Source organism: Planococcus salinarum (assembly GCF_007004625.1).
GTDB lineage: Bacteria > Bacillota > Bacilli > Bacillales_A > Planococcaceae > Planococcus > Planococcus salinarum.
The window spans coordinates 1-26,175 of sequence record NZ_VIFV01000022.1 but is presented as its reverse complement, the minus strand read 5'-3'; the positions used below and the strand labels follow the sequence as shown (position 1 = coordinate 26,175).

Annotated in this window: 28 protein-coding genes and 1 pseudogene; 10 read left to right on the top strand and 19 right to left on the bottom strand. The window is 47.6% G+C overall.

What is annotated here, in order from left to right; genetic code table 11:
* Positions 1 to 54: 54 nt before the first annotated feature.
* Positions 55 to 468, bottom strand: coding sequence for a CoA-binding protein (locus tag DIJ65_RS11960; RefSeq protein ID WP_071151797.1), 414 nt, complete (start codon positions 466 to 468; stop codon positions 55 to 57).
* A 129-nt stretch (positions 469 to 597) separates the two neighbouring features.
* Between DIJ65_RS11960 and plsY the strand changes: the two genes are divergently transcribed.
* Both plsY and DIJ65_RS11950 read left to right on the top strand, forming a co-directional pair.
* On the top strand, positions 598 to 1,194 hold the full coding sequence (gene plsY / locus DIJ65_RS11955; protein ID WP_071151793.1) for a glycerol-3-phosphate 1-O-acyltransferase PlsY: 597 nt from the start codon (positions 598 to 600) through the stop codon (positions 1,192 to 1,194).
* Positions 1,195 to 1,229: 35 nt separating this feature from the next.
* Positions 1,230 to 1,514 carry a HesB/YadR/YfhF family protein gene (locus tag DIJ65_RS11950; RefSeq protein WP_071151794.1) on the top strand — a complete coding sequence of 95 codons (285 nt, stop codon included), beginning with the start codon at positions 1,230 to 1,232 and terminating at the stop codon, positions 1,512 to 1,514.
* Between the two features lie 92 nt (positions 1,515 to 1,606).
* On the opposite strand, the gene DIJ65_RS11945 is transcribed toward DIJ65_RS11950, so the two are convergent.
* From DIJ65_RS11945 to DIJ65_RS11930, 4 genes are all read right to left on the bottom strand, one after another.
* Positions 1,607 to 1,909, bottom strand: a complete 303-nt coding sequence (locus DIJ65_RS11945; RefSeq protein WP_117302540.1) for a hypothetical protein — start codon at positions 1,907 to 1,909, stop codon at positions 1,607 to 1,609.
* Positions 1,893 to 2,333: an acyl-CoA thioesterase gene (locus DIJ65_RS11940; RefSeq protein ID WP_071151795.1), complete on the bottom strand. Its 441-nt coding sequence runs from the start codon at positions 2,331 to 2,333 to the stop codon at positions 1,893 to 1,895. Before DIJ65_RS11940 ends, DIJ65_RS11945 begins: the two co-directional genes overlap by 17 nt.
* Positions 2,334 to 2,552: 219 nt before the next feature.
* A complete protein-coding gene (acnA, locus tag DIJ65_RS11935; protein ID WP_117302542.1) occupies positions 2,553 to 5,267 on the bottom strand; it encodes an aconitate hydratase AcnA in 2,715 nt (904 codons plus the stop codon).
* Between the two features lie 126 nt (positions 5,268 to 5,393).
* Positions 5,394 to 5,975 (bottom strand): DinB family protein, encoded by a 582-nt coding sequence (locus DIJ65_RS11930; RefSeq protein ID WP_260678704.1) that lies wholly within the window; start codon positions 5,973 to 5,975, stop codon positions 5,394 to 5,396.
* A gap of 241 nt (positions 5,976 to 6,216) precedes the next feature.
* Here DIJ65_RS11930 and DIJ65_RS11925 point away from each other — a divergent pair, with 241 nt between their 5' ends.
* From DIJ65_RS11925 to DIJ65_RS11915, 3 genes are all read left to right on the top strand, one after another.
* Positions 6,217 to 7,068 carry a site-specific integrase gene (locus tag DIJ65_RS11925; RefSeq protein ID WP_117302544.1) on the top strand — a complete coding sequence of 284 codons (852 nt, stop codon included), beginning with the start codon at positions 6,217 to 6,219 and terminating at the stop codon, positions 7,066 to 7,068.
* 367 nt (positions 7,069 to 7,435) lie between these two features.
* Positions 7,436 to 7,978, top strand: a complete 543-nt coding sequence (locus DIJ65_RS11920; RefSeq protein ID WP_117302546.1) for a cysteine hydrolase family protein — start codon at positions 7,436 to 7,438, stop codon at positions 7,976 to 7,978.
* Between the two features lie 88 nt (positions 7,979 to 8,066).
* Positions 8,067 to 8,333, top strand: coding sequence for a GlsB/YeaQ/YmgE family stress response membrane protein (locus tag DIJ65_RS11915; RefSeq protein ID WP_117302548.1), 267 nt, complete (start codon positions 8,067 to 8,069; stop codon positions 8,331 to 8,333).
* A 53-nt stretch (positions 8,334 to 8,386) separates the two neighbouring features.
* Here DIJ65_RS11915 and DIJ65_RS11910 read toward each other — a convergent pair whose 3' ends face one another.
* A complete protein-coding gene (locus tag DIJ65_RS11910; protein WP_117302550.1) occupies positions 8,387 to 9,028 on the bottom strand; it encodes a lytic transglycosylase domain-containing protein in 642 nt (213 codons plus the stop codon).
* 120 nt (positions 9,029 to 9,148) lie between these two features.
* Here DIJ65_RS11910 and mscL point away from each other — a divergent pair, with 120 nt between their 5' ends.
* Positions 9,149 to 9,532, top strand: coding sequence for a large conductance mechanosensitive channel protein MscL (gene mscL / locus DIJ65_RS11905; RefSeq protein WP_117302552.1), 384 nt, complete (start codon positions 9,149 to 9,151; stop codon positions 9,530 to 9,532).
* A gap of 87 nt (positions 9,533 to 9,619) precedes the next feature.
* Here the strand turns inward: mscL and DIJ65_RS11900 are convergent, their stop codons facing one another.
* The 4 genes from DIJ65_RS11900 to DIJ65_RS11885 all read right to left on the bottom strand — a co-directional run bounded on the left by DIJ65_RS11900 (position 9,620) and on the right by DIJ65_RS11885 (position 10,922).
* On the bottom strand, positions 9,620 to 10,180 hold the full coding sequence (locus DIJ65_RS11900) for an SCO family protein (RefSeq protein WP_117302554.1): 561 nt from the start codon (positions 10,178 to 10,180) through the stop codon (positions 9,620 to 9,622).
* 95 nt (positions 10,181 to 10,275) lie between these two features.
* Positions 10,276 to 10,401, bottom strand: a complete 126-nt coding sequence (locus tag DIJ65_RS11895; RefSeq protein WP_117302556.1) for a YvrJ family protein — start codon at positions 10,399 to 10,401, stop codon at positions 10,276 to 10,278.
* 63 nt (positions 10,402 to 10,464) lie between these two features.
* Positions 10,465 to 10,680, bottom strand: a complete 216-nt coding sequence (locus tag DIJ65_RS11890) for a DUF2922 domain-containing protein (protein ID WP_117302558.1) — start codon at positions 10,678 to 10,680, stop codon at positions 10,465 to 10,467.
* Positions 10,681 to 10,703: 23 nt separating this feature from the next.
* A complete protein-coding gene (locus tag DIJ65_RS11885; protein ID WP_117302560.1) occupies positions 10,704 to 10,922 on the bottom strand; it encodes a DUF1659 domain-containing protein in 219 nt (72 codons plus the stop codon).
* A gap of 120 nt (positions 10,923 to 11,042) precedes the next feature.
* Between DIJ65_RS11885 and DIJ65_RS11880 the strand changes: the two genes are divergently transcribed.
* Both DIJ65_RS11880 and DIJ65_RS11875 read left to right on the top strand, forming a co-directional pair.
* Positions 11,043 to 11,477 (top strand): DUF2621 domain-containing protein, encoded by a 435-nt coding sequence (locus tag DIJ65_RS11880; protein WP_117302562.1) that lies wholly within the window; start codon positions 11,043 to 11,045, stop codon positions 11,475 to 11,477.
* 572 nt (positions 11,478 to 12,049) lie between these two features.
* Positions 12,050 to 13,219: pseudogene (locus DIJ65_RS11875) on the top strand (IS3 family transposase).
* 34 nt (positions 13,220 to 13,253) lie between these two features.
* Here the strand turns inward: DIJ65_RS11875 and DIJ65_RS11870 are convergent.
* From DIJ65_RS11870 to DIJ65_RS11830, 9 genes are all read right to left on the bottom strand, one after another.
* The gene (locus DIJ65_RS11870; protein WP_117302566.1) at positions 13,254 to 13,754 is read right to left on the bottom strand and encodes a CcdC family protein; all 501 of its coding nucleotides are present in this window, start codon (positions 13,752 to 13,754) and stop codon (positions 13,254 to 13,256) included.
* Complete coding sequence (locus tag DIJ65_RS11865) at positions 13,747 to 14,070, bottom strand: thioredoxin family protein (RefSeq protein WP_117302567.1); 324 nt, start codon at positions 14,068 to 14,070, stop codon at positions 13,747 to 13,749. Before DIJ65_RS11865 ends, DIJ65_RS11870 begins: the two co-directional genes overlap by 8 nt.
* Positions 14,071 to 14,094: 24 nt before the next feature.
* Positions 14,095 to 14,805: a cytochrome c biogenesis CcdA family protein gene (locus tag DIJ65_RS11860; protein WP_117302569.1), complete on the bottom strand. Its 711-nt coding sequence runs from the start codon at positions 14,803 to 14,805 to the stop codon at positions 14,095 to 14,097.
* A gap of 364 nt (positions 14,806 to 15,169) precedes the next feature.
* Entirely contained in the window at positions 15,170 to 16,945 is a 1,776-nt protein-coding gene (locus DIJ65_RS11855) for an ABC transporter ATP-binding protein (RefSeq protein WP_117302571.1), read from the bottom strand.
* The gene (locus DIJ65_RS11850; RefSeq protein ID WP_117302573.1) at positions 16,942 to 18,699 is read right to left on the bottom strand and encodes an ABC transporter transmembrane domain-containing protein; all 1,758 of its coding nucleotides are present in this window, start codon (positions 18,697 to 18,699) and stop codon (positions 16,942 to 16,944) included. The genes DIJ65_RS11855 and DIJ65_RS11850 overlap by 4 nt, the downstream gene beginning before the upstream one ends.
* Positions 18,700 to 18,884: 185 nt before the next feature.
* Positions 18,885 to 20,261 carry an argininosuccinate lyase gene (gene argH / locus DIJ65_RS11845; protein ID WP_117302575.1) on the bottom strand — a complete coding sequence of 459 codons (1,377 nt, stop codon included), beginning with the start codon at positions 20,259 to 20,261 and terminating at the stop codon, positions 18,885 to 18,887.
* Positions 20,258 to 21,520 carry an argininosuccinate synthase gene (locus tag DIJ65_RS11840; RefSeq protein ID WP_185959549.1) on the bottom strand — a complete coding sequence of 421 codons (1,263 nt, stop codon included), beginning with the start codon at positions 21,518 to 21,520 and terminating at the stop codon, positions 20,258 to 20,260. Before DIJ65_RS11840 ends, argH begins: the two co-directional genes overlap by 4 nt.
* A 112-nt stretch (positions 21,521 to 21,632) precedes the next feature.
* Positions 21,633 to 22,208, bottom strand: a complete 576-nt coding sequence (locus tag DIJ65_RS11835; protein ID WP_117302579.1) for a hypothetical protein — start codon at positions 22,206 to 22,208, stop codon at positions 21,633 to 21,635.
* Positions 22,209 to 22,399: 191 nt separating this feature from the next.
* Positions 22,400 to 23,347 (bottom strand): MBL fold metallo-hydrolase, encoded by a 948-nt coding sequence (locus tag DIJ65_RS11830; RefSeq protein ID WP_117302580.1) that lies wholly within the window; start codon positions 23,345 to 23,347, stop codon positions 22,400 to 22,402.
* A 376-nt stretch (positions 23,348 to 23,723) separates the two neighbouring features.
* Between DIJ65_RS11830 and proC the strand changes: the two genes are divergently transcribed.
* Together proC and namA are read left to right on the top strand one after the other, a co-directional pair.
* Positions 23,724 to 24,527, top strand: a complete 804-nt coding sequence (gene proC / locus DIJ65_RS11825; RefSeq protein ID WP_117302582.1) for a pyrroline-5-carboxylate reductase — start codon at positions 23,724 to 23,726, stop codon at positions 24,525 to 24,527.
* 34 nt (positions 24,528 to 24,561) lie between these two features.
* On the top strand, positions 24,562 to 25,578 hold the full coding sequence (gene namA / locus DIJ65_RS11820) for an NADPH dehydrogenase NamA (RefSeq protein ID WP_117302584.1): 1,017 nt from the start codon (positions 24,562 to 24,564) through the stop codon (positions 25,576 to 25,578).
* Positions 25,579 to 26,175 lie beyond the last annotated feature (597 nt).

Sequence of the window (26,175 nt, the reverse complement as noted above, 5' to 3'; positions counted from 1 at the left end):
ATCTGTCAATAACCATAGAAAAAGAGCGCCAGGCGCCCTTTTCCTCTTGCAGCCTTATTTAAGGATGGCGTGTTCGACTTTGATACAGCGGTCCATAATGACCGTATAGCCGAGTTCGGTTAACCGTTTAAATACATCATCATCCACTACATTCAACTGGGTCCAGAAAACCGGACTGTCAATTTCAAGAAATTCTTCAGCCAGGCTTTCGAGGAATTCACTGCGTCTGAAAACATTTACAATGTCCACGGGTTCAGGAATGTCCTTCAATGAGGCATAACTTTTTTCACCCAATACTTCATCAGCCATCGGATTCACCGGGATAATCCGGTAACCGGCTCTTTGCATCGCTTCCGATACCATATAGGAGGTTCTGTTCGGATTCGGGCTCAGACCGACGACAGCGATGGTTTTTGCAGTGTCCAATACTTCCTTGATCTGTTCTCGTGTGGGATTATTCAAGAGGATCACCTATCCTTTTTATTCTATCATACATGTTATTCTCGCTGTTTCATAAAAATCCTGCAAGTATTGTTCAATGATCTTTCAGCATGTTAAACTTAGAAGACAAAATAGAGAGAATAGAAGGAGTTCAAAATGGATATATTGCTTCCTGTGTTATTGGCCTATTTACTGGGTTCGATCCCTTCTGCGTTATGGATCGGCAAAATTTTCTACAATACGGATGTCCGCACGAAAGGCAGCGGAAATCTGGGCGCCACCAATACGTTCCGGGTTCTCGGTTTAACTGCCGGCCTGATTGTCACTGTCCTGGATATCCTAAAAGGGACAGCGGCTACACTTATTCCTCTGTATATCGATACAAACATTCATCCGCTTGTGTTCGGCCTGATTGCTGTTGTCGGCCATATGTATCCGGTTTTCGCTAAATTCAAAGGCGGCAAAGCTGTCGCCACTTCCGGCGGCATCCTGCTCGGCTACCAGTGGCCCTTGTTCATCGTGGCGGTGGCTGTTCTGCTTATCGGCCTGAAAATCACCAAAATGGTTTCTCTTTCTTCGATGATCCTTGCAGTCGTGGCGGTTATCTACGCCATCATATACGCTGTAAGCACTGGAGATTATCCTTTTCTCGCCGTGATTCTTGTACTTTCGTCATTTATCTTCTACCGGCACCGCACCAACATTTCGCGCATACGCGCGGGCACCGAACCGAAAATCACGTGGTGGGGTTGATTGCCAACCGGTAACCTGAAAGGATGTGTTGCTAGATGGAAATAAAAATCAGCGAAGATGCTTTCAACTGGTTTCATAAAGAAATGGAAGTCACAGCGGGTGAACGGGTCCGGTTCTTTGTCCGTTTCGGAGGTTCCGGCCTACAGCCCGGCTTTTCCCTTGGCGTGACTAAAGATGAGCCGCAAGAAGCGGCAGTCGAAGTTGAACGGGATCAGGTGACCTATTTCATCGAACAGAACGACCTTTGGTATTTTGATGGCCACGATCTGTCCGTCAGCGTCAACGATGAGCTCGGAGAACTGGATTATTCCTACGAATAAAATTGAAAAAGCCGGAACAGGAGAAGAAGTTCTTCCGTTCCGGCTTTTTGCTTTTGAAATTCAATCGGCATTTCGAGGTTGCTGACGCTCAGTTATTTTTTCTCCAGCTTTTCCACTTGCTCCAACAAATCTTCAGCTTCCAGTATCGTCTTCTGCCAATCACCGAAAAGATCAAAATGCGGATAATCCCCCCGCAAATCCAGCCACTCGGCCCGAAGACTATATTGCATTCCCCATTGTTCCAATTTCACCAGGTCACAGCAGCCAACTTTTGTTACAGTGCTGCAGCCTGGAAACCGGTCGTCGATCCAGTAATGGGTCAGGAAGGCGATGTTTCCTGCTTCCACTTCCGATTTCCAGCGGATTAACTCGGTTCTTTTAATTCCGAACGCCATAACCTTCCCTCTTTTTTATTTCCTCGTATTTTTCATGCCATGCCGGGTAGATTTTCTTCAATGAAACAGGACGGAAAGTATCTTTTTTCACGACAACATGTTCAGACGTCGCTTTTGCCGCCACTGTCCCGTCTTCATGCTGCACTTCGTACCCGTAGATTGTCCGCAAACGGCCGTGTTCTTCCACCCATGTTTTCACAATCGCTTTTTGGCCATAGCGCAATGCCGCTTTGTATTGGATGGATATATCGGTAACCGGAGACAGATAGCCCTGGCTTTCCATCTCTGCGTAGGTGAAACCGACGTCTTCGATCAATTTTGTTCGGCCGATTTCCAACCAGATTAGGTAATTGGCGTGATAAACAATCCCCATCTGATCGGTTTCCGCATAGCGGATTTCTATTTCTTTTTCACTGATATGCATTCCAGTTTCACCTCTACAGTCAGTATACAGAAATTATTTTTAAAATTCTAAGAGAAAAGGCTGCCCGAGGGCAGCCTTTTCTTTGTTAATCTTTTTTTATTGTCCAGACTCCAGCCGTCCAGCTCTTCGGGTCATAAGTCAATCCAGCTGCGTGGCAAAGATCGTCACTTCGCTGGCTCGCCTTATGCCTTTCAGAGCTTAACAGGCGCTGTCGCTTTTCTATACTTCCAACAATTTGTTGCGAAGCACCATTTGCAGGATACCGCCGTGGCGGTAGTAGTCTACTTCAACTTCAGAATCGAAACGTGCAAGGACATCGAACTCTGTCACTTTGCCGTCTTCTGCAGTTGCAGTAACTTTCAGGATATCACGCGGTTTCACATCATCCGTCAAGTTGACTGAGATGGATTCGTGGCCTGTCAGACCAAGAGAATCAGCACTTTCGCCGTTCAGGAATTGAAGTGGCAGAACGCCCATCATGACAAGGTTCGAACGGTGAATACGCTCGTAGCTTTCCGCGATGACAGTTTTGATGCCCAATAGGAAGGTACCTTTAGCTGCCCAGTCACGTGAAGAGCCCATGCCGTAATCTTTTCCTGTCAGAATGGCAAGGCCAGTGCCCTGTTTTTGATATTCCATGGCAGCATCGTAAATCGCCATTGTTTCGCCCGTTGGCCAGTAAGTTGTGTAACCGCCAGTTGTGCCTGGAGCTACCTGGTTACGGATGCGGATGTTGGCGAATGTTCCGCGCATCATGACCTGGTGGTTACCGCGACGAGAACCGTAAGAGTTGAAATTGCGCGGCTCTACGCCGTTTTCACGCAAGTATTTGCCTGCTGGAGTATCTTTACCGATCGCACCGGCTGGTGAGATGTGGTCAGTTGTAATCGAGTCAGCAAATTTCGCTACTACACGCAAATCTTTCAAGGGTTGAATCGGTGCCGGTTCTGTCGACATGTTTTCGAAGAACGGCGGGTTTTGGATATACGTCGAGTTATCATCGAAATCGTACAATGCATCATCATTTGTTTCAATGGCGTTCCACGCTTCGTTTTCGCTGAATACATGTTCGTATTCTTTGCGGAACAATTCCGGAGTAACCGTTGAATGAACAACATCTTTGATTTCGGCTGTTGTCGGCCAGATATCTTTGAAGAAGACGTCATTGCCGTCTTTGTCCTGTCCAATTGGATCCACTGCGAAATCGATATCCACAGTACCAGCCAGTGCATAGGCTACAACCAGCATTGGAGACGCCAGGTAGTTGGCTTTCACTAATGGGTGGATACGGCCTTCAAAGTTACGGTTTCCTGAAAGAACGGAAGAAACCAGCAGGTCGTTGTCCAGAATCGCATCTTCGATTTCCGGAAGCAATGGACCTGAGTTACCGATACAAGTCGTACAGCCGTAACCGACAAGGTTAAAGCCGATTTGGTTCAAGGAATCAAGCAAACCGGAATCCTGCAGATAACCGGTAACAACTTTCGAACCCGGTGCCAGTGATGTTTTCACATATGCCGGCGGAGTCAATCCAAGATCAACCGCTTTTTTCGCGACAAGCCCCGCTCCAAGCATTACGTATGGATTCGATGTATTTGTACATGAAGTGATTGCAGCAATTGCCAAAGAACCGGTCTTCATTTCTACGTTGCGTCCATCTTTGAAGTTTACGGTTGCTGTTTTAGCGATTTCCGCATCATTCAGTGCAAAGCCGTGCGGTCCTTCAGAAGCCGTTACCGCTTTATTGAATTCTGTTTTCATTTGAGACAACGGAATCAAATCCTGCGGACGTTTCGGCCCTGCAAGGTTCGGTTCGATTTCAGACAAGTCGATTTCAACCAAATCCGTGTAGATCGGATCTTCGTTCTCAACCGTGAAGAACATGTCATTCGCTTTTAAGTATTCTTTCGTGATTGCGATCTGCTCTTCTGTACGGGCAGTCAGACGCATATAGTTCAATGCCTCTTCATCAACCGGGAAGAAACCGCAAGTTGCGCCGTATTCAGGAGCCATGTTGGCAATTGTCGCACGGTCAGCAAGCGGCAATGTTGTTACGCCAGTGCCGAAGAACTCGACGAATTTACCTACAACGCCTTTTTTACGCAATGTTTCAGTGACTTTAAGCGCCAAATCCGTCGCAGTTGCGCCGTTTGGCAATTCGCCAGTCATTTTCACACCGATAACTTCCGGAATTGGGAAGTAAGATGGTTGTCCAAGCATACCGGCTTCCGCCTCGATGCCACCAACGCCCCATCCAAGAACACCGATTCCGTTGATCATTGTCGTGTGGGAATCAGTACCCACCAATGTATCCGGGAATGCTTCGAATGTTCCATCTGCGTTTTCAATTGCATGGACAACGTTCGCCAGGTACTCAAGGTTAACCTGGTGGACGATCCCTGTAGCAGGTGGAACTGCACGGTAGTTGTCATAAGCTTTTTGTGCCCAGTTCAGGAATTGATAACGTTCCGCGTTGCGGTCAAATTCCAGTTCCATGTTGATGCGAAGTGCATCTTCAGTGCCGTAGTTGTCTACTTGGACAGAGTGGTCAATGACAAGGTCAACCGGAATTTCCGGGTTGATTTTGTCCGGGTCTCCGCCAAGTTTCGACATAGCTGAACGCAAGGCTGCCAAATCAACGACAACAGGTACTCCAGTGAAATCCTGCAAAATTACGCGGGATGGTTTGAATGGAACCTCTGCTTCTTTGTTGGCATTTTTGCCCCATTTTGCTAATTCTTCAACGTGCTCGTCCTTGATTACATATCCGTCATGCTGACGCAATACGGATTCCAATAGAACTTTTACTGAGTAAGGAAGGCGTGATACTTCCGCGATTCCTGCTTCTTCTAATGCGGCTAAACGATAGTAATTATACGTTTTCCCGTTTAGCTCAAAAGAAGTACGGCTGTTGTGCAAACTGCTTTTTGCCATGTTGTGTTCCTCCTTTGAATCTTCTGAAAAGGCCTGAAATAGCTTCTTTTCTCCTATACCATCATAACGAAAACCCATGCATAAGTAAATTACATTAAAATTATGGAATGTGATAAGTTTTTCTAATTACTGTTTCTTTTCTCCATTGATTTCGCTTAATACATCTTCCAGTTGCTTAAAATGCCGTTTTTCATGCAATCCGACAAAAGGAAACCACTGCATAAGCGGTACTTTGCCAAAAACGGGGTGAGGCAATGACTTGGATCGTAAAGACGCTTCTGGGGCATTATCATAAATGCCATTCAGCAGCTGGCGTGACGCCGCCAATTTATCTTTCATGGTTTCCAGTTTGATGAAATCTTCTGACGGCTTCGTAAAGGAAGGTGCCTTAACTTTAATCGCCCTGCTGACAGTCAGTTGGATCGGTTTTTTAACCGCCTTATGGCTGGTCTCCCGTTCCAATTCTTTTGAAATATTCTTCGCAATAACATTTTCCATCATTTGAAGATGGTCCAGGACCTGCATTGCCGACCATTTCCCCTGAGCTGGCTTGTCGTTCAATTGTTCATCAGAAAACCCTTCAACTGCTTTCAGAATACGATTTCTGATCTTTTCATTGTCCTCTTTAAACATGATACCTCCCCTTTCAGCTTCATTGGCCAGCCTTAATCTTTCCATACCCTGTTTTTTGCCGGACAACTCACTCAATTCTTTCTCTTCTTATATAAGTATGAAGGATTATTTTTTTCTTGTCGACTTCTTTTGAACTTTCTGATATATCCTTATGTATCAAACTATTCAAGGATAAATAATATTTTAATAAATTCCCGCTCCCCTTATCCATACAATTCCATTATTCTATCCACTTCGGCAACACACGAAAGTACGTTCTATTTATGCAGGGATATGGTATAATTTTCAGTAAACACGGGAGCGGAGGTGACCAGAAATGCCCTATGGCTATGAAAAATACCGGCTGGAAAATGGCATAAGTCCGAATACGGTGGTCCATGAAGTGCAATTGATCCATTCCCTTCTTGCTTTTCTTTCAAGAGAATACAAAAAATCCGTTGAACCGCATGAAATCCGGCCCGCCGATATCCAGAAATTTCTGCAGGAACAGCGCGCTTCGGGCATTAAAGACAGTACATTGAACCGGAAAATAATATTTATACGCCAGTGGTTCGATTATATGTGGCGCATCGGGCGGATCCCCGTCGACTTCATGCCCAAATTCAAGTTTTCTGAAAAACTGGATCTGACTCCGCCGGATATCCACCTGGATTACGGCAAACTATTGGAGAAAAAAGAAGCGGTGCTCGATTCCGGGCAGCTCTCGTTAAATGCCAAGATCCTTTACATCCTTTATCTGCGGGGCCTTCGCCTTCGGGACATGGCCACCATTGACATCAGCAATTTTGAGGACAAAGGGCACAAGCTGACGCTGGCCTTCGAGAAAAAAGATGGCTATATGAGCCGTATCGACTTTACCGGCAAGGAAATTGCGGTCCTGTTGGAAGGAATTGAGCGCGCTGTATTCCGGGGGACTCCCTATCTGCTGTCTTCAAAGGTGAACAACGAATTCACCATGTTTCAAATGGGATCGCTTTCCGATTATACAGAAGCACTGTCTGCTTTTATCGGCATGCCGATGCGTTCAGGTGACATCCGCTTTGCGTATGTCCACTATCTGTATTCCGAGGAGCAGAAAAATTTGGAGGAAATCCAGGAAATCCTTGGCGTGTCACTGGATTCGGCTTCCCGCATCCTGAAAGATTCGCTGCAGCGCCTGAAAAAATAGTTTATGCGGATAGATGAAGACACGGAAAAAGCCAGTGAAGGGACCACTCTCCCCCACTGGCTTTTTTCCGTTTTCCCGGGCTGTCGTTTGCGCTGCCCACTGTTCTTTTCGCAAGATCGCTTGTCCGGCTTCGTTAGGATAAGAAACCGAAGTTCAAGGCCAAATTGAAAACAACCAACGTGTGGATGAGCACAAACCACATTCCCTGTCTGTTCAGACGCTCATAGTTTTCGTATTGCATGCGGTTTCACCCTCTCTTTTTTCTTTCATTATACCGAATAATCAGAATACTTTCAATACTTTGGACCTTTATCCAGCATAACGGGTATGCTTAAATAGAAGAAAATACAGGTGAGGAGGCAACATGATGAAAAAAGCGTTGCTTGTGGTCGATTATACAGTGGATTTCGTGGCAGATGACGGCCGTCTGACTTGCGGCAAGCCCGGACAAGCGATTGAAGATTCGATTTGCGCAATCACAGAACAATTTCTGCAGCAGCAGGATTTCGTGGTAATGCCGGTCGATTTGCATGAAGAAGGAGATGTTTTGCATCCGGAACATGAATTATTTCCGCCGCATAACATCAGAGGAACCGCCGGCCGGGAATTATACGGGAAATTGAAAGCGGTGCATGAAGCCAATCAGGAAAAGATTGTCTGGATGGATAAGACCAGATACAGTGCATTCGCCGGCACCTCTCTGGAGCTGTTGCTGCGTGAACGGAAAGTGGAAGAAATTCATATCATCGGCGTCTGTACCGACATCTGCGTGCTCCATACAGCAGTTGATGCCTATAATAAAGGCTTCCGGATCGTCATCCATAAAGACGCGGTTGCAAGCTTTGACCAGGCAGGCCACGACTGGGCTTTGAGGCACTTCAGCAATACCTTGGGTGCGGAAGTTTTATAAATTTTTCCTGCCCGATGTTTTAAATCACCCCAATACGGTTATATCTAAAGTGTGCTACTTATAACTTATTAAAAGGAGATGGAAAACAATGGGCTTTATTTTATTCTTAATCATGGGTGGTGTCATCGGTTGGCTAGCAGGACTTATTTTAGGTAAAGATGTACCCGGTGGCATCATTGGCAACATTATCGCTGGTATTATCGGAGCTTGGCTCGGTAGCCTGCTGCTTGGAGACTGGGGGCCTGAAATCTGGGGCGTTTACATCGTTCCTGCATTGATCGGTGCCTTGATCCTGGTATTCGTATTGAGCCTGATTCTTGGGTCAATGGGCAAAAACAAACGCAACCGTGCATAAATAACTTCAGAAACAAGAAAAGAGCGGACAATGTGTCCGCTCTTTTTTATGTCCTATTCTGAAAATTCCTTTTTGTAAAGATTGTGGTAATACAAGATGTCCTCCACGTATTCATCGCTGTGGTTGTACTGGAAAATTGCCTTTTCGAGATCTCCGTCAGCCGCCCCGTTCTTTGCCAGATAATTGGCTGCGCTATGGAGTGCATCGGTAAGGTTATAGGGGTCGGCGATGCCGTCTCCATTGCCGTCGATGCCATAGCCTCCGTGTGCCTCAATAACTCCGGGATCGGTTTTTTCATCTTCCGGTATTGCCCCCTGCCCCAATTCCGAGCATGTGGGATGGCTCCAGCCGACAAACGTGCAGGGCATGAACTGCATGTGCCCTTCCGCTCCGACAGGTGATAACAGCGGGTCCATTGTGGAAAACCGGGTTTCCACTCTATGGTGGGCGGCGAGCAAGGTCCACGGGATATCATATTGTTCCGCTGTTTCTTTGTAAAGTGGAATGTTTTCTTCAGGAACGTCCATTTCCCATAGAATCTTGGGGGTTTCTTTCAACGCTGTCTTAACGGTATCGGGATTGAAAAGATAATAGACACTGATAAACAAGGTGATGCCCACAAGCATCGCAGGAACTAACAGGATCAGGAACAGCAATTTCCGCTTGTTCCCCTTTTTCAACTTTTTCTTTTTCATCTGTTCACACCCAGTTGCTGTTTTCTACAGTTTACCACAAGGGCCCTCTTTATTCTTCAGTTGGCCCGGACTATCTTTCCCCCCGTTTCAAAGGTAAAGTGAAAGATGGAGGTGTTGAGGATGTGGCAGGATTTTAAAGCCTTTGCCTTGAAAGGAAATGTGTTGGATCTCGCAGTCGCGGTGGTCATCGGCACAGCTTTCGGTAAAATTGTAACTTCTTTGGTGGAAGATCTGATCATGCCCGCAGTGGGCTTGCTTCTCGGAGGCTTCAGCATTGCAAACGAAGTCTACACAGTAGGAGACGTAACTTTAAGCTATGGCGCCTTTTTGCAGGCAGTGATTGACTTTTTGATAATCGCCTTTTCCATTTTCATGATCATCCGCCTGTTCATGAAATTCCAACGGAAAGAAGCCCTGCCGGAGAAAGAAACCTTGCCGGTGCTGGACAAAAAAGAAGAATTGCTCATGGAGATACGCGACCTTTTAAAGAAACAACAGTTGTGAAACAATCCATCAAAAAAAGAGGCTTTATTCCGTTTCGGAATAAAGCCTCTTCAATTCTGCGTATGCGATTCACCGGGCTGAGCGGAATCATTCCGCCAACAAGTCCTGCATATCTGCAGCAATTTCTTTTTCCGGCACATCGGTGTAGCCATCGTAATTATGCACTATTTCCCCTTGTTGATCGATCAGATAAAAACTTGTACCGTGCACAACCTGGTCGCTCGACGGGTCATTCTTTACAAAAGCCTTAAAATTGTCTTTTGCATACGCCGCAATGGCGTCCTGGGAGTAGCCTGTCAGCAAATGCCATTTGCCAGGGTCCGGCACATTGAATTTATCAAGATAATCAGCCAATACTTCCGGTTTATCAATCACCGGATCCACGCTGAACGCTACGATTTTATAGTCTTCGATGCCCTGGTCCTGCAGTTCCTGCTGTATCCCGACCATATTGAATGTCATGGGCGGGCAGACCGTTGTGCAGTTGGTGAACACGAAAGTCGCCAGCCACGGACTGCCTTTCAAATCCCCCAGCGACAATTCCTCACCGCGATGGTCGGTATGGGCAAACTCTTCGATTGCGGAATCCCCGCAAGCGGCCAGAAGCACCGTCAACCCGATGATGGCGGATAGATAGATTTTTTTCATGCTGCTGCCTCCACACTACATACTGCCTCCATCTTAAAGCAACAATGCGGCACCCACAACTCCGTTTCCTCCCCCTTTGTCACGAATTTGTGAATTCAAAGCCTGATTGCGATCAATGCTTCATGAATCGCTTCAAGTTTGGTTTCGACTCTGTGCATCAGGTAGAACGAGACAAAAATCGGAAACCCCACTTCCTGGATCAAGCGCATCCATTCCTCCATGCCTTCCCCTCCTCTTTTTGCTGTTATTCAAAAAAGCCCTCCACAGACGGAGGGCTCCATTCCTTAGACTTCGTAATCGACGACGTTCCGTTCAATCACCCGTGCGCCTTTAGCGATTGCAAAAGGTGATCCTTCGACTTCGAAAATGTTTTGTGTGATGATGGTCTGCATCCCGGCCGCGAGTTCCAGAGCCGTCAGGTCTGCCCTCGGTTCGTCTACAGATAACACTGCACCTTTGCCTGCTGCTGTTTCAAAAATCAATTCCAATGTCTTTGCCATTCCCTATTCCCCCTTTAGTAGTGTTAAGCGTAGATTGAAAGATTCGACTGTTTTTCCAGGTTGATCAACGGTTTCATTCCGAAATCCGTCAATACTCGAGCCGTTTCGAAAATCGGTGTGGCCGCTGCACTGTCCGATACATTGTGGTACGCTTTCAGTTTCTTTTGCGGTTTGCCGAGCGCATCAACGCCGTTGTCAAAAGTCAGGCGGATGCTTGCGTTCTTAAAGTTGCTGGTTGCCATTTTGTTTCACCTCCTCTCACCCCCTATATAGACAGTTCGGGCAAAAAGGGATACATTTTTAATGAATTTTTTTTATATTGCTCTTATAATGGAGATATCGGAAGGTTAGAGGTGTATAAAATGGCTTTAGACGGTTGGTTTTTATGGTTCATTCTGTTTTGGGTAGTGGTGCTTGTCGGTTTATTCGCGATCGGCGGTTTTTTCATGTTCAGGAAATTTCTGAAATCGATTCCGAAAAAGGACGGCAAATCAGATTTGAATTGGGAAGAATATTACGTGGATCAGACGATTCATTTATGGGGCGATCAGGAGAAAGCATTGCTGAACGAACTGGTACAGCCGGTGCCAGACCTGTTCCGCCCGGTCGCCAAACAAAAGATTGCCGGCAGGATCGGCCAGATTCTGCTCGAAGAAAAGGCATCGAAAATGGAGCATCAGCATATTATCCGTGGCTATATCCAGGCTACGCCAAAGCGCGACCATAAGTTTTTACGGAAGAAATTGCACGAACTCGACATCGATGTGGCCCCGTACGAACATTATTTTGAGCAATAGCGAAAAGCGGAAGCGCCCGTTAAGCTCTGAAAGGCATAAGACGAATCAGCGAAGTGGCGCTCTTTGCCTCGCAGCTGATACGGCTTATGACCCGAAGAGCTGGGCCGCTGGAGTCTGGACAATCAATAAAAGCGCAGTCCCATTAACCGGGGACTGCGCTTTTTCCACCTTTTAGAAAGTGAAGTATGTAAATCGATATTCCGCAAAACAGCTTCGCTTGCCTGGGGGCTCGCGCCGAGCTAACTCGTGCTCGTTTCACTTCGCCCGAGTGGATCTCAGCACTTCGCTTGGTCCCCTGGGCGTCTTCGCTGTTTTGCTCCATATCTCAGAATTTCTTCTATAAAGAGATTGTCTTTTTTAGAACGTTTCAAGAAGGAGAAACCTCGATTCTAACAGAACAAAAATGAAGCGTCTGCCTAAAGCGCAATGATTAAAGAGTCTAACCATTTTTCGACAGTATAAAAGCACAGTTCCCTTAACCGGGAATAGACTAACATAATAAAATGGGACAATATAAAACACCTTCGTGATGGTACACTTTACAAAAGTACTTTAATCGGAGGTGTTTTTGCGTGGGCAAAAACGTATATTCAAGTGAGACAAAGTGGGCCGTGGTAAGAGAAAAAATGAGTGGCCAACTGACAACGAAAGAAATTATGGAGAAACATGGCATCAAAAATAAATCACAGATTGAGACGTGGATGAGATGGTACCGGGCAAATGAAATCCACCGGTTCGACCAACCGGCCGGCCGGCAAGCAATATTCGTTTGGGCATGGGCCGGAATTCGCGAGTGAAGACGAGAAGAAAGATCGCCAAAATGCGCATTTGAAAATGGAGAACGAGATTTTAAAAAAGTATTTGGAACTGAAAGAGGAGTTGAAAAAGAAGTAATTCTTCACTTGGTCGAAAACTACCGAAAAAAATATACGGTGACGGCCATCTTGTCTGCGTTGAGTGTCCCGCGTTCTACTTATTACCGGTGGCTCGCCGATGGCGTCACAAGCGTGTTAAACGAAGTGGAAGAAGCGATTATCACGTTGTGCAGGAAAACGAAGTATCGTTTTGGGCATCGGAAAATCAAGAAATTATTGAAGGACGATTACAAGCTGGATCGGCATCGCAATACGGTTCAAACCATCATGCAAAAGCATCACCTGCAATGCCGGATCAAACCGAAACGGAAATGGAAATCACAAGGCGAATCTGTCATCATCGCACCGAATCTTCTGGAACGTAATTTCACGGCTTCTGCGCCGAACCAGAAATGGGTAACGGATATCACGTATATCCAGTACGGAAGTTTGACGATGTACCTGTCGACGATCATGGACCTGTTCAATAACGAAATTGTCGCGTACAAGATGTATGATCACCAGCAGACACCGCTGGTCATCGATACCTTGAACGAAGCACTGAAATTGCGGGGCTATCCCGAGGGGATTATCATCCACTCTGATCAGGGGAGTGTCTATACGTCATATGCCTATCAGGGTTTGATCAAGGAAAAACATGCGGTGAGCAGTATGTCACGGCGTGGGAACTGTTGGGACAATGCGGTCATTGAATCCTTCCACTCTAATATCAAATCGGAGGAATTCCAATACATTAAATTCAATTCGATGCACAATATCCAAGTTGTGGAGAAAGTGATTGAATACATGCGTTACTATAACGAAGATCGAATCCTAGAAAAATTAGGCTACCTGGCACCCAAGGAATTTGGGGCGCAAGCAGCCTAAAGATGGTGTTTTATATGTGTCTCAAATCGCTATGTCAGTCTAGAACTGCGCTTTTATTTTTTTCTTCAATTTTCCTGAACTGCATATACATTGCGGTGCGCCAGGGAATGATCATCCCGAAAGCAAGTATCCAGAACATGCCGCCGAGTTCGCCAATGTCGATTGTGGAACTGAGGATCACTTTCGCAGCAAGCCGGACAAGCAGTAACCCGATCAAAATGAACAGGAACGCTTTTGACTGCTTTAAGTAGATTTCGCCATCTTTCACTTCAAATTTCGAAGTCCAGATGAGAACGACAGAGAAAAGGATGCCGGCCGCCAAAGCTTCCGCAATTTGCGGTGGGGAAACCCGGAAAAACGGAAAGATGAACATCAGCGCTCCGGTGGACATAAATAATGGAGGGAGCAGGATTTTCTTTGCGGAGGCCGGCTTCTTGGCCGAACGGGACCTGACAAAAATTGCGAAAATCCCCATCAGGACCGCTCCAACTGTGGTTATGGCCAGATAAATTTCCGGCGGGACCTCATTAAACATCCAATCCCTCCTCCAGTTCATCCAGACGGCTCCGCAGTTCATCAATTCTTATAAATCGGACAAAACGATGAATTTCTTTGCCTTCATGAAAAATCAGCACGATTGGCGCTGAAAAAAGCAGAAGCTCTCCAGCCAATTCGGGCAACCTGGCCCCGTTCACCAGATAGAACGGGAGTTTGTAGTCGTCTTCGAATACCTCAACCTGTGGCCGCAAGCCTTCGCATACCGAACAATTATCAGTTTTTACAAACAGCAGAAAAGACTCTGCGTTGTTGACCAACTGGTGATATTCTTCTATTGATTGGATAGTTTTCATAGCTTTCACCTGCTTTTATATCGATTAGAAGCCTTGGAAATCCCCGAACAACGGCCCCAGGATCCGGATTAGATAAGTCATTCCGTCAAAGAACAGCAATATTCCGACTGCAATCATGATAAAGCCGCCGCCCTTCATGATGGTGTTGTTGTGCTTGCGCAACCAGCCCATCCGTGTCACGAAAAACGACAGGACGAAGAATGGAATTGCAAAACCAAGCACGTAGGCAAGCATATACCAGACCCCTGAACCCGGGTTGGCTGCTGCCAGGGCATAGATTGCAGCTGTGATTGGGCCTGTGCATGGTGTCCACCCCGCCGCAAACGCCAAGCCGATGACAAAGGTGCCGAGAAAACCGGATGGCCGATTTTTAAAAGAAAACTTTTTATCTGCCATCAGGAATTTCGGCTTGAAAAATCCGATGATCATCAAACCGAAAATAACGATGAAAATGGCACCGATTTGTCGGATCAGATCATCATACGTGATAAACCATTCATAGAAAAATGATGTACTGAAACCGAGGGCGATGAAGATGGTCGAAAATCCAAGCAGGAAGAACAATGTATGGAACATGCCCCTCCGTTGCATAATTTTCTTGTCATTTTTGATTTCATCAAGCGACATGCCGGTAATATAAGATAAGAATGCCGGATATAAAGGCAATGTGCATGGTGAAATGAAGCTTAGGAATCCTGCACCGAAAGCCAGGAAAAGATTGATATCAGTTGCCACTTTTTCCACTCCTTCATTCTACTCATTTCATCTTATCAAATAAGTCCACAGAAAACTGCCCTTTTGCCTGTGAACTCTTTGTGAATGAGTGGGACAAAATGCATTTTGTCCCCACTCATTTGCGACGAAGCTAGCGCAGCGATGCAGCGCCCTTTCATGTCCCGAAGCTAGCGAAGCGATGCAGGGACAGGAGCACAGGTTTTAGACAAAAGGTATTTTGTACGACTCATCTGCGAGGAATCTCGCGAAGCGATGAAGGAATCAGGCCAGGAAAATTATATGTCTCTTCTATAATAAATGAAAAACAGGAGAGAAAGATTCCTCTTTTCTCTCCTGCCATTATTATCGGCGATGAATTTTCCGCCTAGACTTCCACAATGCCGTTCTGCAACAAGTACATTTTATGGTAGAGGCCCCGCTCAGCCAGCAGCTGCTGGTGTGAGCCCCGTTCGACAATTTCCCCTTGGTGCAATACGAGAATCAGTTCGGCATCCTGTATCGTGCTCAGCCTGTGGGCGATTGCAATTGTCGTTCGGCCCTGTCTCATCTTTTCGAGGCTGGACTGGATGGCGACTTCCGTTTCAGTATCGATATTCGCCGTTGCTTCGTCGAGAACCAGAATTTTCGGATCAGCGGCCATTGTCCGGGCAAACGCCAGCAATTGCCGTTGTCCGCTTGAGAACGTCGAGCCTCTTTCCGTCACTTTATGGTCATAACCGTCCGGCAGCCCTGCGATGAATTTATCAGCCTGCACAAATTCAGCTGCTGCGCGCACATCGGAGAACCTAATATCCGGATGATACAAGCGGATGTTGCTTTCGATGGTACCGTAAAACAGGAATGGGTCCTGCAGCACCAATCCCATCTTTTTGCGCAATTCGGCAGCACGATAATCTTTGACCGAGAGCCCGTCAATGAAGATCTCGCCTCGTTCAAATTCATAGAACCGCATAAGCAGATTGATGATTGAACTTTTCCCGCTGCCGGTATGGCCGACCAATGCGACAGTCTCTCCGGGTTCCGCGGTAAAGGAAATATTTTTTAAAACATCGGCGTTGCCGTCATAGGAAAAACTGACATTCCGAAATTCGATGCGGCCATCCGCTATTTTGCTGTCACTGACCTTCTGGGCAGGTGCTTCATCTTTCTCATCCAACAGATCGAAGACGCGCGAAGCGGCGACAATCGCCTGCTGGAAAATCGACAGCCGCTGCATGACCTGGTTGATTGGTTCAAAGAACCGGTCGATATAGGTGACGAACGCATAAATCACACCGATTTCTACAGTTGCTGAAAACGACGTGATGCCGAAATAGCTGAGCAGCATAATGAGCGCCAGCGTATAAACAAGGTCGATAGCGGGACGCAGCAGCAAGCCGTCAATTTTGATATTGCGTTTTCCCGCCTGCCAATGTTTTTCATTGATGTCATTGAATTCGTCCTGCATCCGTCCTTCCTGACTGAACGCCTGGATCATGCCCATGCCCTGAACGGATTCTGAGATTTTGGCGTTCAGCTGACCGAGCCGCTCACGCAGATCCTGATAGTAAATGGAACTGTATTTGCGGTAAATGTACATGATCCAAAGGAGAATCGGCAGCAGAATCAACGTGATCAGCGCGAGTCTGACGTTCAGGAAGAACATGGCAATATAAACGCCGATGATCAGGAAAATACTTTGGATGAAACCGATGAGCACCGTGACGAACATTTCCTTGATCGCCTCTGTGTCATTGGTGACCCTGGATACGATTCCGCCGGCCGGCGTCCTGTCAAAATATCGCATGCCGAGGCCCTGCACCTTCGTAAACACATCAATGCGCATCTGTTGGATGATTTTCAGGGCCGCTTCCTGAAACTTCAATAATTGAAAATAGCTGATGATGACATTGGAAATCTGGATGAATACATAACCGAGCGCCAGTCCGACAATCGGTCCGGTCGGAAAATTTCCTTCTGTCAGATAGTTGTCGATAAAGGTTTTGATGAGCAATGGGCCGATTACGTCGCCCAATACCGTAAGCACCAGGAGCAGCATGGCAACCGACAGCATCCTTTTATGAGGCAGCAAATAGACGAGCAGCCGTTTGAAAACAAGCCATTGGTCCTTTCCCGTCAGTTCTTTCTGTTTTTCATTCATTGCGCCTCGCCTCCCTGTTCGACGAGCGCTTCCAGTTGCTGCAGCTCATACATTTCGTAATAAATGCCCTGTTTCTTCATCAGTTCCTCGTGCGTTCCGATTTCCGCTACCGTGCCTTCCTGCATCACCAGAATCTGGTGGGCATGCTGGATGGCGCTGAGCCGGTGCGAAGTGATGATGGTCGTTTCACCTGTCCGCGTCCGCTTCAGGGATTCGAGGATCGCTTCTTCCGTCTTGGCATCAACAGCCGACAGGGAATCATCCAGTATCAGCAGCTCCGGGCGCATCATCAAAGCACGGGCAATCGAAATGCGCTGTTTTTGTCCACCCGAAAGCGAAACGCCGCGTTCGCCGACGACCGTTGCATAGCCATCGGTAAAATTCAAGATGTCCTGGTGGATATGCGCCAGCTGCGCCGCTTCCCAGATTTCCTGTTCTGTAGCCTGCGGTCTGGCAAAAGCGATATTGCCGCCGACCGAGGTCGAAAACAGGAAATGATCCTGGGGCACGTAGCCAATCGCTTCTCTCAATTTCTTCTTTTTATAGTCATTGATGGAGCGCCCACCGAAACGGATTTCGCCGCGGTAATTCTCAAATTCCCGCAGCAGCAGGCGGAGAATGGCCGATTTCCCTGAGCCGGTTTTCCCAACAATGCCCAGGGTTTCGCCGCGCTTAACCGTGAATTTGACCGCGTGCAATGCTGCACGGTCGTCTCCGGTAAATTTGAATTCCTCCAGATCGAAAATGATGTCCCCTTCCGGATGGATATCGAGGGCGCCTTTGTGGTCGCCGATATCCGCCGGTTCTGCCAGCAGCTGGCGGATGCGGTCGTAGGATGCACGGCCGCGTTCAACGATATTGAACAACCAGCCAAAAGCGAGCATCGGCCAGACCAGCAGCCCAAGATACGCTGTAAAAGCGACAAGGTCTCCAATCGTCATGTCGCCATTCACGACAAAATAGGAGCCAAACCCGATGGCCAGCATATAACAAATGCCGATAATGGCCGAAATGGTCGGATCGAACAAAGAGTCCACTCGTGCCACCCGGATATTTTCATCCACCACCCGTTTCGACAATGCCCTGAAATCTTCAATATCTTCCTTCTCCTGGCCGAACGTCTTGATCACTTTCATGCCGGAAATGCTCTCCTGGGTCTTGTCATTCAAACCGGAAAACGCCGCCTGGGCTTCGTGGAACCGGAGATGCATCAGCTTGCCGTAATAATTCGTCATGTATGCCATCAAGGGGAGCGGCAGCAGCACAATCAACGTCAGCTTCCAGTCGATGGTGATGGCCATCGCCGCAATGACAAAACCGCCGGTCGCCAGGGAATCGACCAGCGTCAGCACTCCCGCTCCCGCCGTCATCTGAACAGCCTGCAGATCGTTGGTTGCATGCGCCATCAAATCTCCCACCCGCCGCTTCTGGTAAAACGATGGGGACATTTGCGTAAAGTGATGGAACAGCTTCTCGCGCAGGTTGCGCGCCAATGTAATCGATGAGCCGAAGATCAACAGACGCCACGCATAGCGGAGCACATACATGATCAAAGCCGATCCGGCAAGTATCCCGAGCCACTTCAACAGGTAGGCCGAAGTCAGGGTTCCCTGGCTGATCTCGTCAACGACAAAGCCGATGATCCTCGGCGGCAGCACCCCGAGAAACGCGACGATCAGGAGCAGGAAAACGCCGGTGATGTATTGTTTCTTCCGTTCTTTAAAAAACCAGCCCAATTCCAAAAAAACGCGCATATTATCTTTCTCCCTGCTGTAGATTAGTGTATGTATCGAACCCTTCCAGTTTATCAAATTATTAGACAAAATTGGAAGAAGTATTTCGTATGTTGAAATAAATCCGTCTTCCGGTGGAGATTGCGGACAGTAAAAAGCCAATGCAAGAATTTCTGCATTGGCCTGGCTTTAATGGTAGGTGCTATTTATTGTTCAATCAGCGACTTGGCCAGCTCCAGTTGATGGCGTACCTGGCCGAAGCCTGTGCCGCCAAGCGAAGTTCTCCGCTCCACGGCAGTTCGAGGCAGTAAGGTTTCGTAAATATCTTCTTCTATCAGCCCACTCGCCGCCTTCATGTCGCCGATCGGCAAATCTTTCAGGTAATAGCCGCGCTGAATGCAGGTGAACACCAGCTTCCCGGTGACATCGTGCGCTTCCCTGAACGGCATTCCTTTTGCCGCCAGGTAATCGGCAAGCTCTGTGGCATTGGAAAAATCGGCTGAAACCGCCTTTTCCATGGAATCCGTGCGGACGGTCATCGTTCGGACCATTCCTTCGAAAATCGGCAGGGAGCCCATCAATGTATGGACGGTATCAAACATGCCTTCCTTGTCTTCCTGCATGTCTTTATTATACGCCAGCGGCAGGCCTTTCAAGGTGGTCAGCAAACCAAACAGATTGCCGTAAACACGTCCGGTCTTGCCGCGGATCAGTTCTGCCATGTCCGGATTCTTTTTCTGCGGCATGATGCTCGATCCGGTCGAGAACGTGTCATCCAGTTCGATAAACCGGAATTCCTCGCTTGACCACAGAATAATTTCTTCGGCAAAACGTGACATGTGCATCATCAGCATGGACGCATTCGACAGAAATTCAACGATGAAATCACGATCGCTGACAGCATCGATGCTGTTGGGATAAACGTCCGAGAAGCCGAGGTGCTCCGCAGTCATTTGGCGGTCAATTGGAAAAGTGGTTCCGGACATCGCCCCCGCTCCAAGCGGTGATATGTCGATGCGTTTCATCGATTCAGTCAACCGTTCCTTGTCGCGCTGCAGCATCCAGAAATACGTCAACAGGTGGTGGCCGAACGAAATCGGCTGCGCCCGCTGCAGATGTGTATAGCCCGGCACGATCGTTTCCGTGTGTGTTTCTGCCTGTTCCACAATCGCCTGTTGGAAATGGTTGACCGCTTCGATGATGTCGCCGACGCGGTTTTTCAAATACAAATGCATATCGGTTGCAACTTGGTCGTTGCGGCTTCTGCCTGTATGAAGTTTGCCGCCGACCGGACCGATTTCGTCGATCAGGAACTTCTCCAGATTCAAATGGATGTCTTCATTGGCGGCGCTGTAGTCGAGCTCTCCTGCCGCCGCTTTTTGCTTCAGTGCATCAAGGCCCGAAAGTATCAAAGCCGTGTCTTCCTCCGACAGAATCCGGCAGGCGCCGAGCATTTTCACATGCGCTTTGCTGCCTTCGAGATCTTCCATTACCAGCTCCTGGTCAAAAGCAATCGAGGCGCCAAACTCATCGACCCATTGTTCGGCCGATTTCTGAAAACGGCCTCCCCAAAGCTTGGTCATGACTGCACCTTTTCTTTCACCTGTTCGGTGACAGGCACCGGCTTTTTATTGACCATCGCATTAACGACTGTCGGAAGCCCCCATAATTCGATGAAACCGACCGCTGACTGGTGATTGAAAGTGTCGTCTGTGGAATACGTCGCCAATTGTTCGCTGTACAGTGAATTCGGAGACTTTCTTCCTTCTACGATGGCGTGTCCTTTGAACATTTTCACACGTACCGTGCCATTGACGAATTCCTGGGTTTCTTTCAGGAATGCTTCCAGCGCTGTGCGGAGGGGTGAGAACCATAAGCCTTCGTAAATAATTTCAGTTATTTTTTTCTCGATGACCGGCTTGAAATGCGCCATTTCCTTGACCATCGTAATGTCTTCCAATTCTTTATGTGCAGCAATCAAGGTCATTGCAGCTGGAGCTTCGTAAATTTCACGCGATTTGATGCCGACCAGACGATTCTCGACATGATCGATACGGCCGATGCCGTGTTTTCCTGCCACATGATTCAATTCGAAAATCAGTTCTTTGAATGTATAGGAAATGCCGTCCAGTTTCACCGGCACTCCTTTGACAAACTCGATTTCCACCGTATCCGGCGTATCCGGAGTGTTTTCAAGGGCATTCGTCAGTTCGTACGCTTCTTCCGGCGGCGTCGCCCACGGATCTTCCAGCACGCCGCATTCATTGGCACGGCCCCAAAGATTCATATCGATCGAGAACGGGCTGTCGAGGTTGACCGGAATCGGCACATTGTTTTCCTTGGCATAGGCGATCTCTTCGTCACGCGACCAACCCCATTGTCTGACGGGCGCTACGACTTCCAGGTTCGGATTCAATGATTTGATCGACACTTCAAAACGCACCTGGTCATTGCCTTTGCCCGTGCAGCCATGGGCCACGGCAGTTGCACCGCTCATTTCAGCGATTTCCACCAGCTTTTTGGAGATCAGCGGACGCGACAGCGCGGAGACCAGCGGATATTTCCCTTCGTATAATGTATGGGCCTGCATGGATATTAATGCATAATTATCCGCAAATTCGTCTCTTGCATCAATCATGTAACTTTCAACCGCTCCAACCTGCAGCGCTTTTTTCTTGATGAACTCCAGATCCTTGCCTTCTCCAATATCAAGGCACACTGCCACTACGTCATAACCTTCTGACTTCAACCACGGAATGGCCACCGATGTATCCAGTCCACCTGAATAGGCGAGAACGATTTTTTTATTCAATAGAAAAACCACCTTTGTATTTTTATACATTAATTAAAATTAATATACATACAATACCACGCATGAAAATTGAACGCAAGTGGTAAGGGCTAAAAAATGAACAAAAAAAAGAACGGTGGAAGCGGCTTCCACCGTTCTGCCGTTAATTGGTATCTTCTGCTTCTTCTTCACCGTCGCCAACGGTATATTCATGCGTATCCAAATCGATGCGGACTTCTTCCATCTCGCCGGTGTCCATGTTGTTGAACAGGAAGCCGATTTCGTTGTCGCGGACAATCGGCTGGCCAAGTATGAGAAGGCTGGCGAGCTGCTCTTTATTGATATAAGCCTGCAGCGCTTCCGACTGTTCGACTGATTCTTCATCTTTCAGAATCGTAATGCTGTCAGCTTCCGCTTCCAATGGGAACGCTTGTTCCAGCGGGCCATTGTATGAAATATCCACTTTCATGCCAGTGCGGATATCACTCAACACAGCCTCGGAAGTTTCACTGCCACCGGAAGTATCCACTTCGACATCTTCAGCGAACGAGAAATAGATGTTGTTGACAAGCACTTTATCATTGCGGATCTGCGTAATAAAACCGCTTTCTGTCATTTCTTTTTGTTCCTGTTCCACCGCAACTTCTTCTTTTTTCTCTGTTTCGGCAGGTTTTGCCTCTTCATCTGAACAAGCTGATAGGAACAACATTCCAGCGATTAATAAACCCCATTTTTTCAAATTGATTCAGTCCTTTTCCAGTTAATCGTGATGGCTTTCGTTAGTCACTAACGCGTTTATTTTACATGCTGCGGCTAATTGTTGCAATAAAACCAATTTTATAAATTGAACTAATAATCTATAGAAGCCGATATTCCGCAAAACAGCGCCGGCGCGACATATTTATGCTGATTCTTTATATAGCAGTAAATTTACGCTTCTTTGTAATGGAAAATTCCCTTATCATCCATTTGCTCAGTAATGAGGCCGTCTTCAAGCAGGTAATCAATCTGGCCAATGGTTTCAGAAAGTGTCAGCCCCAATTCCTTTTCGTAGGCATGAGGGAACAGCTGCTTGGTTAAATCATAGACTGTCTTTTCTTCATTGCCGATCATCGCCAGCACCTTCATGGCGCGCTGATGCTGTTTCGCCAGCCGTTCGGTGATCAGTTCATGGACATTGCGGACGTCCTCGCCGTGGCCGCTGTATATTATATCCACCGGCATTTTCAGTAATCGGCCCAATGACTCGTTATACTGGAGCAACGACTTGGGGCGGCCCATCGATGGATCGAGCGGAGGCTCAATCAGTGGATTGGAGGAAACTTTCGCGATAACATGGTCTCCCCCGATCATCTGCCTTGTCTCTTCGTTCCAAAAGGACAAATGACTTTGCGCGTGGCCAAGTGTTTCCATAACAGCCCATTCCGGATGGCCGGGCAGCACATCCCCTTCATTGATGGTCATATCAAGCGGACGGCTGCCCATCAGCGTCAGCGGCCGCTTCATGCGTTTGATCCAGAAAAGTTGGTCGTCCGGCACACCTTCCTCTTTGAGGCGTTCCAGATAGAAGGCATCATGAAAGTCAAAAAAAGCCTGGTCTCTCCGGAGCCATAAATCGTTATAGGGATGGCCGTATAATCTGGCATTATCAAAACCGTCGATCCAGCCGGCATGGTCCGGGTGATGATGGGTAAGAATCACTTGCTCCACATCTTCCGGCTGCACCCCAGCTTCGTTCAGTCCGAATTTCAACGCTTCCCACGCTTCCGGTGTTTTGGGCCCGGCGTCGACAAGGGTCAATGCATCCCCTTTTAATAGATAGGAATTTACGTCACCGACCGCGAAAGGCGTCGGAATAATGATTTTGTGTAGGTTCAATTCTTATCTCTCCTTAAAAAAATGAATGACTGTTCATCCATCATACCTGTAAAACCGCGCTCCGTCACCCCGCAGCGTTATTTGACATTCAAATGGGCTGTCCGTATAATTTATATACATATGTAAGCGATGATGAAGATCAGTACAGATGGTGATGGTGTAAAGAGAGTGTTGCTTCAGCTGAAAGGCACACCCCCGCTCCCTTCTGGAACCTGCTTTTGAGCTGCCGTGAAAACACGGCCGTAAGTCCGCGTTAAGGATATCGAGTAGTGTCTTAAATGGCAAAGCTGGGTGGTACCGCGGAAACAAAGCGTTTTCGTCCTTGATGAACAGGGATGATTGCGCTTTTTATTATGAGAAAAGGAAGTGGAGAAAGATGAAAATTGTATGTGTAGGAGCCGGATCAATGGCGGAATCCATGATTCACGGATGGATCAACAAACGAATCATGAAACCGGAGGATATTTCGGTGATGAATAGATCAGACCAGGACCGCCTGGAATTACTGCACGATGAATATGGTGTCAATATCGTCGATGAATCAAAAACAGAATTGAAAGATGCCAATTTTATCCTGTTGGCGATGAAACCGAAAGACGTGGCAGCAGCATTGGCCGGCATTAAGAAAAAACTGTCCGGCAATACGGTCATTGTTTCAGTGGCAGCGGGTGTGTCGATCGACACGATTCAGCGCCATGTCGGAAATTTCCCTGTGGCCCGGGCGATGCCGAATACCTCGGCTCAAGTCGGAAAATCAGCAACGGGAGTGGCCTGGAGTAAACATGTGACGGTCGAGCAGCAACATGAATTGCGCAAGCTGCTTTCTTCCATCGGCAGCGTTACCGTGGTCGAAGAAGATCAATTGCATGCCTTGACAGGAGTGGCGGGCAGTGGACCGGCTTATATCTATTATTTTGCAGAAGCGATGCGGGAAGCGGGCATCGCCAATGGCCTTTCTTCAGCGGATGCCAAAAAATTGGTGCGCCAGACCTTCCTGGGCGCCGCAGAAATGATGCAGCAGGAAGATTTTGCAGAGTTGCGCCAGAAGGTAACAAGCCCGAACGGCACCACAGCAGCGGGCCTTGAATCCTTGGCAGCCAATGATTTCAAGGATATCGTCGGACAATGTGTCAGCGCTGCGGCAGCGCGTTCGCGTGAGCTGGGTAAAGAGTTCAAGTAATTTTGCCAGTGAACTGATAAGGGGGACAATATCCATGGTGAAACTTTTTGAACCGATGACGATCAAAGATATAACTTTTAAAAACAGGATTGTCATGGCACCGATGTGCATGTACCAGAGCGACCAGGAAGACGGCCGCATCACAGACTGGCACCGCATCCACTACCCAACGCGGGCAGTCGGCGGCACGGGCCTGATCATCCTGGAAGCGACAGCAGTCCAGCCCCAGGGCCGTATTTCATCACGCGATCTTGGAATTTGGGAGGACGCCCATGTTGAAGGGTTGGCGGAACTGGTCGGCCTGATAAAAAAGAACGGGGCGAAAGCTGGAATTCAGCTTGCCCATGCCGGCAGAAAAGCAACCGTTGACGGAGATATCCACGCACCGAGCGCTTTGGCATTTAATGACAGTTACAAAACTCCGACGGAAATGTCGAAAGCAGATATCACCGAAACAGTGAAAGCTTTCCGAAGCGCTGCTGTCCGGGCCGACCGTGCCGGTTTTGATGTTATCGAATTGCACGGAGCACACGGTTATCTGTTGAATGAATTTCTGTCCCCTCTGACAAATAAACGTACGGACGAATATGGAGGAAGTTCGGAAAATCGCTACCGCATACTTCGGGAAGTCATTGAAGCGGTAAATGAAATCTGGACCAAGCCGCTGTTTGTCCGAATTTCTGCCCATGATTATACGAAAGGCGGAATGACGCCGGAACAGTACATTGAAATGGCCAAGTGGATGAAGCAGCAGGGTGTCGATCTGATCGATGTCAGTTCAGGTGCTCTGGTGCCTGCCAAAATCCCGGTTTATCCGGGTTATCAGGTGAAATTTTCGGAAACGATCAAACACCATGCGGAAATTCCGACCGGCGCCGTGGGTCTCATCACGAGTCCCCTCCATGCAGAGGAAATCCTGCAGAACGGACGGGCCGATATGATTTTCCTAGCCCGCGAATTGCTGCGGGATCCCTACTGGGCTTTCCGCGCTTCCAAGGAATTGGACGCTGAAATCGAAGTCCCGGTGCCGTATGAACGCGGATGGGTATAAGTCAGTTGCAAAATAGACTGGCTTTAGTATAATTAATGTAACGCAAAAAACCGAATGCATATGCATTCGGCCAGCTGTATGCCGCATTGAGCGCGGTTGGCTGGAATTCTAGGCATCAAATAACCGTCATTCCACGCCACATGGGACGGTTATTTTTTTTTATTTGTGACTAAAATCATTGAAATGATCAAGGTCAAGCCGCTGATCGTCAGCCCGATGCTTGTAAAAACCAATCCGAATGATTCGTAAACTGTCATATCACCACCCCCTTTCCTGGGGAATGGCCAAACCGCCCTCATACAGCTGTAACTCTATTTTACCATAAAACGAACGTTTGTTCTATTATTTATCAAAAATTTTATCCAGTAATATGAAGTTATAATTCAAACTGTGGTAATTTTTCCCACTCCCTTTCCCTCACTTTCAGGACACCGTTTCCTGATGGATGCTCTTTTCCTTCTGTTCCCTTTAATCGAGTAGGAGGGAGCGATTAACTCCCGACCTCTCACACCACCGTACGTACCGTTCGGTATACGGCGGTTCAATTAAGATGCATAACGCAAAGTTTCATAACGTGCTACCAGACTTTTGAGCCCT

Bases quoted from the DNA above. Each gene is read 5' to 3' on its own strand.
- DIJ65_RS11855 (WP_117302571.1), bottom strand. From the start codon at position 16,945: ATGAATGAAAAACAGAAAGAACTGACGGGAAAGGACCAATGGCTTGTT.
- namA (WP_117302584.1), top strand. From the start codon at position 24,562: ATGGTGAAACTTTTTGAACCGATGACGATCAAAGATATAACTTTTAAA.
- acnA (WP_117302542.1), bottom strand. From the start codon at position 5,267: ATGGCAAAAAGCAGTTTGCACAACAGCCGTACTTCTTTTGAGCTAAAC.
- DIJ65_RS11940 (WP_071151795.1), bottom strand. From the start codon at position 2,333: ATGCATATCAGTGAAAAAGAAATAGAAATCCGCTATGCGGAAACCGAT.
- argH (WP_117302575.1), bottom strand. From the start codon at position 20,261: ATGACCAAGCTTTGGGGAGGCCGTTTTCAGAAATCGGCCGAACAATGG.
- DIJ65_RS11865 (WP_117302567.1), bottom strand. From the start codon at position 14,070: ATGAAAACTATCCAATCAATAGAAGAATATCACCAGTTGGTCAACAAC.
- mscL (WP_117302552.1), top strand. From the start codon at position 9,149: ATGTGGCAGGATTTTAAAGCCTTTGCCTTGAAAGGAAATGTGTTGGAT.
- DIJ65_RS11890 (WP_117302558.1), bottom strand. From the start codon at position 10,680: ATGGCAAAGACATTGGAATTGATTTTTGAAACAGCAGCAGGCAAAGGT.
- DIJ65_RS11915 (WP_117302548.1), top strand. From the start codon at position 8,067: ATGGGCTTTATTTTATTCTTAATCATGGGTGGTGTCATCGGTTGGCTA.
- DIJ65_RS11900 (WP_117302554.1), bottom strand. From the start codon at position 10,180: ATGAAAAAAATCTATCTATCCGCCATCATCGGGTTGACGGTGCTTCTG.
- DIJ65_RS11945 (WP_117302540.1), bottom strand. From the start codon at position 1,909: ATGGCGTTCGGAATTAAAAGAACCGAGTTAATCCGCTGGAAATCGGAA.
- DIJ65_RS11925 (WP_117302544.1), top strand. From the start codon at position 6,217: ATGCCCTATGGCTATGAAAAATACCGGCTGGAAAATGGCATAAGTCCG.
- DIJ65_RS11850 (WP_117302573.1), bottom strand. From the start codon at position 18,699: ATGCGCGTTTTTTTGGAATTGGGCTGGTTTTTTAAAGAACGGAAGAAA.
- DIJ65_RS11950 (WP_071151794.1), top strand. From the start codon at position 1,230: ATGGAAATAAAAATCAGCGAAGATGCTTTCAACTGGTTTCATAAAGAA.
- DIJ65_RS11885 (WP_117302560.1), bottom strand. From the start codon at position 10,922: ATGGCAACCAGCAACTTTAAGAACGCAAGCATCCGCCTGACTTTTGAC.
- DIJ65_RS11840 (WP_185959549.1), bottom strand. From the start codon at position 21,520: ATGTATAAAAATACAAAGGTGGTTTTTCTATTGAATAAAAAAATCGTT.
- DIJ65_RS11880 (WP_117302562.1), top strand. From the start codon at position 11,043: ATGGCTTTAGACGGTTGGTTTTTATGGTTCATTCTGTTTTGGGTAGTG.
- DIJ65_RS11920 (WP_117302546.1), top strand. From the start codon at position 7,436: ATGAAAAAAGCGTTGCTTGTGGTCGATTATACAGTGGATTTCGTGGCA.
- DIJ65_RS11895 (WP_117302556.1), bottom strand. From the start codon at position 10,401: ATGGAGGAATGGATGCGCTTGATCCAGGAAGTGGGGTTTCCGATTTTT.
- proC (WP_117302582.1), top strand. From the start codon at position 23,724: ATGAAAATTGTATGTGTAGGAGCCGGATCAATGGCGGAATCCATGATT.
- DIJ65_RS11910 (WP_117302550.1), bottom strand. From the start codon at position 9,028: ATGAAAAAGAAAAAGTTGAAAAAGGGGAACAAGCGGAAATTGCTGTTC.
- plsY (WP_071151793.1), top strand. From the start codon at position 598: ATGGATATATTGCTTCCTGTGTTATTGGCCTATTTACTGGGTTCGATC.
- DIJ65_RS11870 (WP_117302566.1), bottom strand. From the start codon at position 13,754: ATGTTTAATGAGGTCCCGCCGGAAATTTATCTGGCCATAACCACAGTT.